12 protein-coding genes and 1 tRNA gene are annotated in these 12,324 nt (G+C 39.5%); 6 read left to right on the forward strand and 7 right to left on the reverse strand.

The window, feature by feature from the left end; translation table 11 throughout:
• Positions 1 to 47: 47 nt before the first annotated feature.
• Together FE005_RS09370 and FE005_RS09375 are read right to left on the reverse strand one after the other, a co-directional pair.
• Entirely contained in the window at positions 48 to 1,085 is a 1,038-nt protein-coding gene (locus FE005_RS09370) for a tagatose 1,6-diphosphate aldolase (protein ID WP_003127836.1), read from the reverse strand.
• A 213-nt stretch (positions 1,086 to 1,298) separates the two neighbouring features.
• Positions 1,299 to 2,570 (reverse strand): NAD(P)/FAD-dependent oxidoreductase, encoded by a 1,272-nt coding sequence (locus FE005_RS09375; RefSeq protein ID WP_138371692.1) that lies wholly within the window; start codon positions 2,568 to 2,570, stop codon positions 1,299 to 1,301.
• Between the two features lie 162 nt (positions 2,571 to 2,732).
• Here FE005_RS09375 and gdhA point away from each other — a divergent pair, with 162 nt between their 5' ends.
• The 3 genes from gdhA (at position 2,733) to FE005_RS09390 (ending at position 6,183) form a co-directional block, all read left to right on the forward strand.
• Positions 2,733 to 4,082: an NADP-specific glutamate dehydrogenase gene (gdhA, locus tag FE005_RS09380; RefSeq protein ID WP_005472006.1), complete on the forward strand. Its 1,350-nt coding sequence runs from the start codon at positions 2,733 to 2,735 to the stop codon at positions 4,080 to 4,082.
• A 105-nt stretch (positions 4,083 to 4,187) separates the two neighbouring features.
• Positions 4,188 to 5,534 (forward strand): glucose-6-phosphate isomerase, encoded by a 1,347-nt coding sequence (locus FE005_RS09385; protein WP_005472008.1) that lies wholly within the window; start codon positions 4,188 to 4,190, stop codon positions 5,532 to 5,534.
• A 442-nt stretch (positions 5,535 to 5,976) separates the two neighbouring features.
• The gene (locus tag FE005_RS09390) at positions 5,977 to 6,183 is read left to right on the forward strand and encodes a hypothetical protein (RefSeq protein ID WP_113849956.1); all 207 of its coding nucleotides are present in this window, start codon (positions 5,977 to 5,979) and stop codon (positions 6,181 to 6,183) included.
• A gap of 122 nt (positions 6,184 to 6,305) precedes the next feature.
• Here the strand turns inward: FE005_RS09390 and FE005_RS09395 are convergent, their stop codons facing one another.
• The 4 genes from FE005_RS09395 to FE005_RS09410 all read right to left on the reverse strand — a co-directional run bounded on the left by FE005_RS09395 (position 6,306) and on the right by FE005_RS09410 (position 10,312).
• Positions 6,306 to 8,108: a glycerophosphoryl diester phosphodiesterase membrane domain-containing protein gene (locus tag FE005_RS09395; protein WP_103301304.1), complete on the reverse strand. Its 1,803-nt coding sequence runs from the start codon at positions 8,106 to 8,108 to the stop codon at positions 6,306 to 6,308.
• Between the two features lie 126 nt (positions 8,109 to 8,234).
• Positions 8,235 to 8,834: a TVP38/TMEM64 family protein gene (locus FE005_RS09400; protein WP_138371693.1), complete on the reverse strand. Its 600-nt coding sequence runs from the start codon at positions 8,832 to 8,834 to the stop codon at positions 8,235 to 8,237.
• Positions 8,835 to 9,083: 249 nt separating this feature from the next.
• A complete protein-coding gene (locus tag FE005_RS09405; RefSeq protein ID WP_138371694.1) occupies positions 9,084 to 9,557 on the reverse strand; it encodes a threonine/serine exporter family protein in 474 nt (157 codons plus the stop codon).
• A complete protein-coding gene (locus FE005_RS09410) occupies positions 9,554 to 10,312 on the reverse strand; it encodes a threonine/serine exporter family protein (RefSeq protein WP_103301305.1) in 759 nt (252 codons plus the stop codon). The genes FE005_RS09405 and FE005_RS09410 overlap by 4 nt, the downstream gene beginning before the upstream one ends.
• A 284-nt stretch (positions 10,313 to 10,596) precedes the next feature.
• Here FE005_RS09410 and FE005_RS09415 point away from each other — a divergent pair, with 284 nt between their 5' ends.
• The 3 genes from FE005_RS09415 to FE005_RS16840 all read left to right on the forward strand — a co-directional run bounded on the left by FE005_RS09415 (position 10,597) and on the right by FE005_RS16840 (position 11,759).
• On the forward strand, positions 10,597 to 11,163 hold the full coding sequence (locus FE005_RS09415) for a TetR/AcrR family transcriptional regulator (RefSeq protein WP_005472096.1): 567 nt from the start codon (positions 10,597 to 10,599) through the stop codon (positions 11,161 to 11,163).
• An 82-nt stretch (positions 11,164 to 11,245) separates the two neighbouring features.
• Positions 11,246 to 11,333 (forward strand) — tRNA-Ser (locus tag FE005_RS09420).
• A gap of 264 nt (positions 11,334 to 11,597) precedes the next feature.
• On the forward strand, positions 11,598 to 11,759 hold the full coding sequence (locus tag FE005_RS16840) for a hypothetical protein (RefSeq protein ID WP_003127848.1): 162 nt from the start codon (positions 11,598 to 11,600) through the stop codon (positions 11,757 to 11,759).
• 95 nt (positions 11,760 to 11,854) lie between these two features.
• Here the strand turns inward: FE005_RS16840 and FE005_RS16845 are convergent, their stop codons facing one another.
• The gene (locus FE005_RS16845) at positions 11,855 to 12,004 is read right to left on the reverse strand and encodes a hypothetical protein (protein ID WP_003127849.1); all 150 of its coding nucleotides are present in this window, start codon (positions 12,002 to 12,004) and stop codon (positions 11,855 to 11,857) included.
• Between the last annotated feature and the right edge of the window lie 320 nt (positions 12,005 to 12,324).

Below are 12,324 nucleotides of genomic sequence, written 5' to 3' on the forward strand. Positions count from 1 at the left end.
AGTATCCTACTTCAATGCAGCGGCTCTGTTGTTTGTTCTATGGACAATTATTCCATAACGGAAATATCAAAGACTTCAATGTTATCTAATCCACCATAAAATTCGTACCATGGTGTAGCATATTCTTTTAGAATAGCATTCAGTTCTTCGACATTTTCCCGGCCTTGCGTATCTAACCAATCAAGCAGTGCTTTTTCCCCTTGTTTTCCATAGATTTCCACGCTGTCTCGCCAAGTTGCACGTCCGCCAAGAATACCAGAGAACTTTGCCCCATGTTCGCCGGCAAAGCGTAATTCTTCTCGGAAGATGTTTGCGGGAACCCCTGCACTTAAGTAAATGAAAGGACGAGTAGCGGCATCGCTAGCTTCTCTAAAGTAGTTGGCAGCTTCTTCTTGGGTATACACAGCTTCTAAGCCTTCTTTTTGAAACCCTTCAACCAAATCAAATTGTACGGGTACTTCAACTTTTAAAATATCGATATGGTATTTGTCTTTGGTCAATTCTTGAATCGTACGAATGACTTTTCCAGGTTTGATTTTAGCGAAAGCCGGTGATTTATCGTCGGTGATTTCATCGTCATAGACGATTGGTTCGACAAAAATTGGGATATCGGCTGCTTGTGCTTCCGTACCTAAACGTTCTAGAAAAGCATGTTTCGTATCAAGAATCTCTTGCGGTTCATCAGGATTGTAATAAACCAGCACTTTAGCTGCGTCAGCTCCTTTTTGGACTAGACGTTGCAGAGACTCATTTGGCAAGAGCTCCGGCAATCGTCCTGGAGTATTGACATCATAACCGGTTTTTTCATAAGACAGAATTAAACCAGCATTAGGATTTTTCGCTTCGATGCCTTGAAATCCATATTCTTCATCCAATAAAATGCTGCTGACATACTTTGTCAATTCTTGTGAAACCAACCGTTTGAAGTCATAAATTTGTTCCATTTTAAAATTATCGGGCCCTGTGGCAGCTTTCATCATTTTTTTCATTGATCCTCGCTGATCAATGGCCAATGCCGCAATCACCCCATCTTCATTTGAAAGTTTCTGCATTTTTTCAAATTTGCCTCTTGAAATACGTTTCATTTGTCCAACCTCCTTTAAGTTCTCTTTCAGTCTACGCCTTCTCACAAAAATCGCCAACTAATAAGCAATTTCTAGAAATGCAAACAAAAAAACGAAGCTTTGTCACTACCCCGCTAGCAATGGGATGTGACAGCAACTTTACTCAAATGCAAGTCTGCGAAAGATTCGAAATTCCTTGTATTTCATTGTGTCAGATCGTTAAGAGAATAAAGACTATCCTTGTGAATAGTGGAAATAGCTCGCCATTTCTGCCGCATGCTTGCCAGCGACATGACCAGTACAAAAGGCAGCAGTGATATTGAATCCACCGGTATAACCGTTGATATCGAGTAATTCGCCGCCGAAATAAAGGCCATTGATGCACTTACTTTCCATTGTCTTGGGATTCACTTCTTTTAAATGAATCCCTCCACCCGTCACAAAAGATTTTTCCAGTGGAAATGTTTTAGAAATTGTGACAGAAAAGCCTTTCATGATAGCTGCTAAAGCCTGTAGCTGGTCTTCAGTTGTTTGCTCAGCCACCAGATCAGAAAGTGCCAGTCGATGGATAAAGAACTCTAGCAGACGTTCCGGCAAGATGCCGCTCAGTGCATTGACTAATTTTTTCTTCGAATGGGCTGCCACTGTTAGCTCATTCACCAATTCATTCGCTGTTTTTTCTGGAAAACAATCCAGCATCACTGTGACAGGTGTATGACTTTTCAATTCTTGATTGACAAAAGAAGAACAGCGCAGTGCAGCTGGACCCGAAAGCCCGAAATGCGTGAACAAGAGATCCATGGTATGAGAGACAACGGTTTTTCCTGTAGAATCCAAAACAGATAAAGCAATATCTTGTAAAGAGATCCCTTGCAGTGTGCGTTCTTTGATAAATGTCTCCTCTGATATGAGGGGAGACTCGGTAGGATAAAGCGGTGTGATGGTATGCCCTACTTTTTTGGCCATTTTGTAGCCGTCTCCAGTTGCTCCAGTCGAAGGGTAAGTTCGACCACCAGTCGTCAGGATCACACAGGGCGCAGTAAATTCTTCGAATTCTGTTCGAACGCCTTGGATCTGAGTCCCATCATGAAGTAATTTAGTGACGACTGTATTGGTCAATAAAGTGACTTGTTTCTCATGGAGCGCCTGTAATAAGCCTTCAACGATCGTTTTCGATTTGTCTGTGACAGGAAACATCCGTCCGTGATCTTCTTCTTTCAGAGGGACACCATGGGATTCAAAAAAGGTCATCACATCGAAATTATTGAATTGCGAGAATGTACTATATAAAAATTTTCCGTTGCCGGGAATATGGGCGATCAAATCATCGACAGAGCGATGATTGGTCACGTTACAACGACCGCCGCCGGTCATAAGCAATTTTTTGCCAACTTTTTTATTTTTTTCTATAAGTAATACGTCTGCACCGTTTTCGGCTGCTGAAATAGCGGCCATCATGCCACTGGTCCCAGCACCAATCACGATCACATCATAGGATTTCTTCATCTTCCTTCACCTCTTTGTGGATTGTACCATATTGCAGGAACAAGCGGGGAGAAAGCTGTTTGTTCAATGAATCGAAAAAAAATTCTGACAATTTCGTAAAAAATAGATGCAATTTCTGAAATTTTCTATAAAATAGAATTTAACTAAAGGAGGTAATGCCTGATGACAAATGCTTCAGAGTATGTAAAAGCGATCCAAGAGAAACTGCACGAAAAAGATCAGAACCAAACGGAATTTTTACAAGCGATAGATGAATTTTTACCAACAATCATTCCTTTCTTAGAAAAACATCCAGAATACATTGAATCGAATTTGGTTGATTTATTAACAGAACCAGAGCGATTTATTCAATTTCGTGTGCCATGGCAAGATGACCAAGGCAATTGGCAAGTCAACCGCGGTTATCGGATCCAATTTAATTCTGCATTAGGGCCTTACAAAGGCGGCCTGCGTTTTCATCCCAGCGTCAACTTAAGTATCTTGAAATTTTTGGCTTTTGAGCAGATTTTCAAGAACAGTTTGACTGGATTACCGATTGGTGGCGGCAAAGGCGGAAGTGACTTTGATCCAAAAGGAAAATCAGATGGAGAAGTCATGCGTTTTTGTCAAAGTTTCATGACGGAATTAGCAAAACATATCGGACCTGACTTAGATGTGCCTGCGGGGGACATTGGTGTTGGTGGCCGTGAAATTGGCTATCTCTTTGGGGCTTACAAACGTCTGAAACAATATGATGCTGGTGTCCTTACAGGAAAACCATTGGACTTTTGGGGAAGTAAAAATCGGACGGAAGCTACCGGTTACGGGGCAGTCTATTTTGTTAAGCATCTGTTGAAAGATTTAAAGGAAAACTTCCAAGGGAAACAGGCAATTGTATCTGGAAGCGGCAATGTAGCCATTTATGCGATTGAAAAATTGCATGAGTTGGGCGCAAAAGCCATCACTTGCTCTGATTCTTCTGGCTTCATTTATGACAAAGAAGGTATCGATCTGGCATTATTGAAAGAAATCAAAGAAGTGAAACGGGAACGTTTGACAGCATATGCCAACGCACGCCCCTCAGCAGAGTACCATGAAGGCGCTTCTGTCTGGGACTTCGATGTTCAAGCGGAATTAGCCTTCCCTTGTGCGACTCAAAATGAAATCAATCTAGAACAAGCCAAACGGGCAAAAGCGAATGGTGTCCGGATTGTTTCTGAAGGTGCCAATATGCCAAGCTCTCTTGAAGCGGCAGAATATTTTATTGCGCAAGGAATCTACTATTGTCCTGGGAAAGCGGCTAATGCGGGTGGCGTAGCGGTTTCTGCTTTAGAAATGAGTCAAAACTCACAACGTTTGCAGTGGGAGCAGGCAGAAGTCGATCAAAAATTGGATGAGATCATGAAGAATATTTATGATGCTTGCCGTGACACTGCAGAAGAATTTGATCAAAAAAATAATTTCATGCTAGGAGCAAATGTGGCTGGATTTGAAAAAGTTGCTAAAGCAATGTTTTCTCAAGGACTTGTCTAACTCTGCCAGATAGGCGATATAATAAGGAATTACTTGAAAAAAGTTCAAAAAAAACGTAAAGTAGTACTTGTATGAAAAACTAATTTTTTTCAAGGAGGACAAATCATGTCACACATCAAATTTGACTATTCAAAAGTAGCACCATTCGTGAATGAATACGAATTAAGCTACATGCAAAGTCAAGTTACAGCAGCAGATAAACTCTTACGTGAAGGTACTGGTGCAGGTAACGACTTTTTAGGCTGGATCGACTTGCCTAAAAATTATGATAAAGAAGAATTTGCACGAATCAAAAAAGCAGCAGAAAAAATCCAATCGGACTCAGAAGTATTAGTTGTTATCGGTATCGGTGGTTCTTATTTAGGGGCAAAAGCTGCGATTGATTTCTTAAACCATTCATTCTATAACTTGCTTTCATCAGATGAACGGAAAGCACCACAAATCTTTTTTGCCGGAAACTCAATTTCTTCGACTTATTTAGCTGATTTGATCGAAATCATCGGTGATCGTGATTTCTCTGTCAATGTCATTTCTAAGTCAGGAACGACGACAGAACCTGCGATCGCATTCCGTGTCTTCAAAGAACGCTTGATCGAAAAATATGGCAAAGAAGAAGCAAACAAACGTATCTATGCAACGACAGATAAAGCAAAAGGTGCCGTTAAAGTTGAAGCAGATGCTGAAAATTGGGAAACATTCGTAATTCCTGATGATGTTGGCGGACGTTTCTCTGTCTTGACAGCTGTAGGTCTATTGCCAATCGCTGCAAGCGGTGCGGATATCGATGCTTTGATGCAAGGTGCAGCAGACGCTAGTGAAGCATATGCCAGTGATGACCTTGAAAAAAATGAAGCGTATCAATATGCAGCAATGCGTAATATCCTTTACCGCAAAGGAAAAGTAACCGAATTGCTGATCAATTATGAACCAGGAATGCAATACTTCTCTGAATGGTGGAAACAATTATTTGGAGAATCAGAAGGAAAAGACCAAAAGGGAATTTACCCTTCAAGTGCTAACTTCTCAACTGATTTGCATTCATTGGGTCAATATATCCAAGAAGGCCGCCGCAACATCTTTGAAACTGTTGTTAAAGTTGAAAAACCACGTAAATCAATCACAATTCCTACGCAAGAAGCTGACCTTGATGGACTTGGCTACTTACAAGGAAAAGAAGTTGATTTTGTAAATACCAAAGCCTTCGAAGGAACGTTATTGGCTCACACAGATGGCGATGTACCAAACTTATTGGTTAAGATCCCAACGATGGATGCCTACACATTAGGTTATACAATGTATTTCTTCGAAATCGCTGTAGGTATTTCTGGTTACTTGAATGGTGTGAATCCATTTGACCAACCTGGCGTGGAAGCTTATAAGAAAAACATGTTCGCCTTACTTGGCAAACCAGGTTTTGAAGAGCTTGCAAAAGAATTGAACGAACGTCTATAATTTATCGTTCTAACTAAAAAGAACCAGTCCTCCGATCATTCTTCTGAGGGCTGGTTTTTCATTTATATAAGCGGATGGTTCAGAATAAGGACGCTTATTCATTTAACCATAAAATGACCGTCACAATAGGACATTGATTTGTGGTCTTTAGGAACAGTTAACCAATCAAGGAGTCATCAACGATTTTCCTTTAAACCAATCAATAATGCGACTGTCAAGAGACCAAAAATACATGTTTGGATTACTGGCATTCTGTTCATCTCCTTTCCTTTATGTTACTAGGACTTTCTGGAAGATGCACGAACACATCAGTCATAAGAAGCGAACGATTTTGTCATCTTGTCTGCGGAAATAAGTAGGTGCCAAATTTATCATAAAAGCGCTTGCATAAATCGGTATTTTTGTTATTATATTTTTAGAAAAGAAGTTCTGAGGTGGTAAGATGCTAGATATTGAAATTGGAAATGCCTATGTGTGTCAACCTGTTGGGGCAAAAAAATCGCTAGTCGGTGTAATTGAGAAGCTGTATGAGCATACGGCTCTTGTGAAAGTGACCGATTATGAGATGGAGGATCAATCCATTGTATTGGAGTGCAATCAGCGGATGTTGGTAAAATTTGATAAGATTACCGCAGTGGCTGTGGCTTAATAAAAACAAGACTGGAACTCGCTAATAAAAATGTATTATGCCAGCATGCTGAAAAGTCAGCTTGTAGGCACTGATTCATCTTTATTGACTAGAGTCCAGTCTTTCTTTTTAGCTGGCGTGAATTAGCCGACGCCGATCACAAAGTTCAGTAGCTTATCTGAGTAAGTCATTTCATCGGTGGACTCACTGAGGGTTTGGTTCAAAATATCCATCCGATCGGTAATGATGCCGTCCACACCGTAGAACTGCATCCGACTGATCTCGGCATCATCATTTGGAGTCCAGACAAAGACATCTTTATGATCCGTTTTAGCAGATGAAACAAAGTTGCGGTTGATCGTACTATATTCCATCGTTAAAAAATCAGCACTTGTTAATGGAGGGCCAACGATGTTGAAGGGCATGATATACCCAGCAGTTAGTTCCGGAGCCTCTTGTTTCAATTCTTCCACTACATTATAGGTCAAGCTTTGTAGAATATGTTCATGTTCGGCTAGATTTTCACGGTAGCGTTCAAGAAATGAATGGACTAATGCTGTCGTATCTTTTTGTTGTGTCTTGATTTCTACTAGCAATTTCTGATTCAACGAATTCGCTAAGGATAAATAGTCATCAAATGTAGCAATCGGAGCCGTTTGTCCATTTTCAGAGACGGTTAATTTTTGTGCTTGTGCCAAAGTTGATTGCTCCGGTTTCTGATTGAAGCCAGTCAACGCTTTAAATGAAAAATCGTGATAAACAATGAAATGACCATCGCTAGTTTGTTGAACATCCATTTCAACGTAATCAGGATGGTAGTTCTCACTAGTGAAGCGCAGTGCTTCTAATGAATTTTGAACGCCTTGACCATTGCTGACGCCGCGATGCGAGATCGTCAATGGTCGAGTATTAGCGGCAGAGGTCAGATAATTCATGTTGTATAAACTTACTCCTACCCCGAAGAAGACGGCTACTACAGTAATCAAAGAGGCTTTTAGTCGTTGAAAATTTCTTGCTGGCAATGGTTCTTCACTGAACCATTGTGGTATCTCAGGTAAGAAACCTTCATCGTCCATAAAATCAACAATGATATAGAAGATGGCAACGGTAGACAAAATGATATTCAACAACAAAACGAGTTGAAGGAGCGTCATAATGAAGACTGCTGAATACAGCGCATAATCAGCGAAAAGTTCTTCAATGATCGCTTGCAGGATAATCAAAAAAGTAAATCCTACTGTTGAAATGAATAAGATCGCGCCGCCAATAAAGACAAATTGGCCAACAATCGCAAAGAAACGGCGTTTCGTTGTCTGCAAACTTTCTCGAATGGCCTGTCGAAAAGGAAGGTCACGTAAGATCATTTCTGGTAAAGCAAAAATCACACGAATCCCTAGATAAATCAAAAGTAAGTAGCCAAGAACCACGGCTCCGATAATCAATACACGATTCGTAAAGATGAAATCCATGATAAAAGCAGGGATTTTCACTTTAGAGAGCAAATCTGAGTTAAAACTTAGCCCGCCAATTGGCAAAATCAAAAAGAAATAAAACAAGAAAAACAAAAAGGTCATGGGGCGTAATTTGCGAATTTGTAAAAATGTCATTCGCAACAGCTGTCGCAATCGGACCGGCTGCTTTTTCTTGATGAAATAGACGCTCAGCAGCAGGAATGTAAACTCAAAAAAAACTGCTAATAAAATCAACAACAAGATTAGAGAGAGCGAGAATAGAACCATTGGATGCTCTGTAAAAATACTACCTATATTGTCGAAAGATAAATAGGCTAATCCCCCACGACGCAGGATAAATTTTGTTGAAGAAGAAAGCAGTGGGATAACCAAAAAAAGCAAGAAACCATGCATTAGCAGAACATCTCGAAAATAAGCATCGCTTGCCTTTAGAAAATCCCAAGTGTTGATCAAACTATTTTTTAGATATTTCATGTTGTTCATCCTAACTCTAGACTATAAAAAACCGAACTATCGTGTTTGATTCCTGTAATGAAAGGAATGACCACCATCTATAGTTCGGGAATTTCCTGTATTTATTTTTGCTATTAAGCCCGGCACTTAGCCGCCTAATAGCCCTGTTAAAAACGTACCGCCATAAATCAATGCCATACTATATAAGAAAATCGATAATGGTTTTGCCAATAAAATGATCAAAGTGAATTTCTTGACTGAAATATTCGTTAGTCCAGCCATCAAACACAAGGCATCATCCGGTGCTACCGGTAAAAAGATAGCAAGTGCAAAGAGTTTTTCAAATCGACTTTGGTTATCCAACCAGCCAATATATTTATCATATGTTTTATCACTGACCATACTGAGGATAAATGGTTTACCATATCTTCTGCCAAGCAAGAAGATGATCACTGAACCAATACTAATGCCAACATAATTGTAGACAAATCCAAGATATGGTCCAAAAATCAAGACGCCAGCCGCACTGGATATCCCACCAGGAATGATCGGAATTACAACTTGTAAAATTTGTAGCAACATGAAGATGATTGGTCCCAAAATAACAGAGTTGCCTACCAAACCACGCAGTGCATTAATATCTTTAAAGACACCTAGATTAATGAAGTAAATCGTTAAGGCAATAGATAGCCCTAATCCTATAATTGATATCGTATTAATGATACGACGAGAAGTGGCGATACTCACAGACTTTCATCTCCTTTATTCGTTTCTAATTCCACTATACGTGGTGTAATTAGAAAAATCCAGCAAAATAAATGACATTCGTCAAACAAATTTGTAAGATTTGATACCCTTATTATAAAAGAAGAATAGCAAGAAGGCATTGTACTAAAGTCTGAAATAAGAAAAATTTAGCAATTCATGTACAAATTATCACGAGTGATCGATAGGCAAGTTGTTTTCATCCTTAGTTATTGCTTTCATTTTTTATATTTATTTCCTAGTTATCTCCTCTTTATCAAGTCGTTCTCTTCGTTTGTTTTGCCAACTTGCGATGGTCTTTTCAACGACACTCGTCATCATAAACCCGCCCGCGATTGCTCCTGCAGTGATCAAAACAATCATGAGGTTTTCTAATCCCAAAAGGTTATCTCCCAAGGCAAATTCACGAACAGCTTTATAAGCCGGACCACCGGGGACCAAAGGAACTAAACTAGGAATATTGAAGATGATCATGGGCATTTTCTTGCGTCGTGAAAAAAAGATGCTGACACAGCCAACCGCAAAGGCAGCATAAAAATTGGCACTACCAATGCCATGACCCATTTCATGCAGCTGCCAATAAATCATCCATCCAACAGTTCCAGCGATCCCGGTTGCAATCAATGCACGTTTCGGTATATTTGTTAATATGCCAAAGGTGACGGTACTTAAAAAACTAAAACAGACATGAATCAAAATGGTCATGATAACCCCCCAAACAAGGTGAAGACTGTAGCGATTCCTACGCCGATTGCGGCTGCAGTAAAGATAGCTTCAGTTCCTCGCGCAGTTCCACTGATCAGATGGCCAGCTAGAATATCACGAAATGAATTTGTGATGGCCACTCCAGGAACTAACGGCATCACGGCACCAATGATCAGGTTGTCAACATTTCCCGCCAAGCCCCCGCGAACAGATAGGATCGCTAAGCAGCCAATCACTAAAGAGGCGACGAACATATCCAAAAAGCGGATATCAATCGCTTTTTTCACCCAGAGACCTGTAATGAACCCGATGCTGCCAATGAAAAAAGTAACAATGAAATCAGACCAATTGCCGCCAAAAATAATCATTAATGTACTGCTGACCACTCCAGCACTCAATACTTGTAACCAGAGAGGAAAGCTTGGTGTGACTTGATTGATCTCTTTAAGAGATGCATACAACTGCGGTAATGTGATCTGTTTTTCTGCGAACGACCGGGAAAGCCGATTGACGGCCACTATTTTCTCCAAGTTGATCACACGATCATGAACATTTTCAACTTGAGCGTAGTGACTGCTTCGTAATCCCATAAAGATGCCTGTAGCGGTCACATAACTGATACTATTGGCTTCGCCAGCGTTAGCAGCGATACGATTCATGGTATCTTCGACTCGATAAACTTCGGAACCATTCTCCATCATGATTTTTCCTGCCAAGAGGCAAGTTTCTAACAATAACTCATTTGTTTCTTGCATTTTAACGCCTCTCTATCTTGAAAAGTAATCCTCCTATTAGTTTACCTTTTTCATTCCAATTCAACAAGAGAAGTATCCGGTGAGTTAAATAACTAATAATAAAGAAAATATCTTATTTTTTGAAAGCAACCATTTTATTTAAATTGGTAAAAAACTTCACAAATAGCGGTGTGGATATAATTGTAGAACAATTCAGACAGTTATAAGATAACGAAATGAGTATATTGTTTTTCAATTTGGAAAATCTCGGTTACAATTAGATAAAGGAAAAGGGGGATTTATTGATGCGAAGAAAGGTCTATACAAGAGAACATATTTTGAAGGCCGCGTATGAGTTGATCAATAAAGAAGGATTTGGCAACTTTACCGCCCGAAATATAGCAAAGCAAATGGGGATTTCAACACAACCGATTTATTTGGAATTTGAAAACATGCAGGATTTGAAAAACACTTTAGTTGAAGCGGTCTTCAAAGATCTTTCAGAAAACGTGTTTCCTGTTGAACGGACTGGTGATAAAGTCATTGATTTAGGATTAAACTACATTCACTTCGCACAAGAAAAACACAACTTGTATATTGCTCTTTTCGTAGATGACTATGGCGGAGGGAAATTGATGCACGATTTTTCGTCTGATTATTTCAAAAAATTGATCAAGTCCGAACCAAAGTATGCGGATCTATCGGAAGAAGCGATTACAGCCTTGCACAATGGTGCTTGGATCGTTGTTACCGGCATTGCTTCATTGATGTCAGCTGGAATCATTACGCCAACGGAGGAACAAATCATTAAGGTGATCGAGGAAACGATCACTGGGATTTTAGATAGAACAGACATTTTTATTTTTCAATAATAACGAATCTGCAACCATTTTTTCGGATGGATTGCAGATTTTTTCTTGACTTTTTCTGAAAAAAGTAGAAAATAAACGTTATGGAGAGTTGGCAGAGTGGTAATGCAGCGGACTCGAAATCCGCCGACCCGGTTCATCCCGGCGCGCAGGTTCAAATCCTGTACTCTCCTTACAGTAACGCTTTGAAGCGTTTGGCCTATCCTTGGTGATAGGCTTTTTTTGTTTTGTAAGTAAAGACATGGGGAGGAGGGGCCCGAGGTATGAGAAAAGCATCGTACACGACTCATAAAATTTAATTAATGAGTTGATTAGTTGATTCAGGCAGCAGTGAGAGCTTAGGAAACGAGTTTTGATAATGTCATGCCATTGCTTCTTTTTTTGAACGAAATCGATTAAACTAGAAGAAAGAGAACAAGAAAGCAGAAGGTGATAAAATGGCTGAGTTTGAAAAAGATTATGTCATGCGCCAAACGAAATTAGCTGTTAAGGGACTATCCGTTTTTTTGAAGGATGAATCAGTAGATGAGATCATGCAGTTGGATGAACAGCAGAGTGGACAAAAGAAAGAGCCAGAAGAGGAAAAGCAGTTGGAGTAGCTGTTTAATTTCATAACAAAACAAGAAAGCACCTGCTATTAGTCTTAGCGAGGTGCTTTCAGTACGAATCGGTATCCTTCATTTGGATGAACTCCTTATGCAGTTTTAGTCAATTCTTGTACAGCTTGTTCGATCGTCACACCAGTTGCAAAACGGTTAGCATCTTTTTTATCAAAAACGATAAAAAGGTTCAGTTTTGTATCTAGAGTAACTCGATATTGTAGTTCTGTGTTATAGAATGTCATAGTCATTCTCCTTTCAGTGTTATTCGTAACGAAAGGCAACGGTTAAGTTGATAACGAAATTCCATGATCAGAATAACACGTTGCTTGGCGTCTGTCCAATAATAACTGAATGGTAGAGGAAGTTTACTAAAAATTTATTAAGGAGAACAGAAGTTATCTAAAAAAATCAAATAACAAATTTGTAAGGAAGCTCCTCTAGTATCTGAGTAAAAAGCGGTATGAAGCGGTTTTGCTTGAAAAACTCTTTTTGTTGGGTTAAATAATTAATTTATTATATTTTTTTTAAATTTAATTTTACTCAATTTATGGTAAGATAAGAT

Origin of the sequence: Enterococcus sp. M190262 (assembly GCF_005843965.1) — a bacterium.
GTDB lineage: Bacteria > Bacillota > Bacilli > Lactobacillales > Enterococcaceae > Enterococcus_D > Enterococcus_D gallinarum.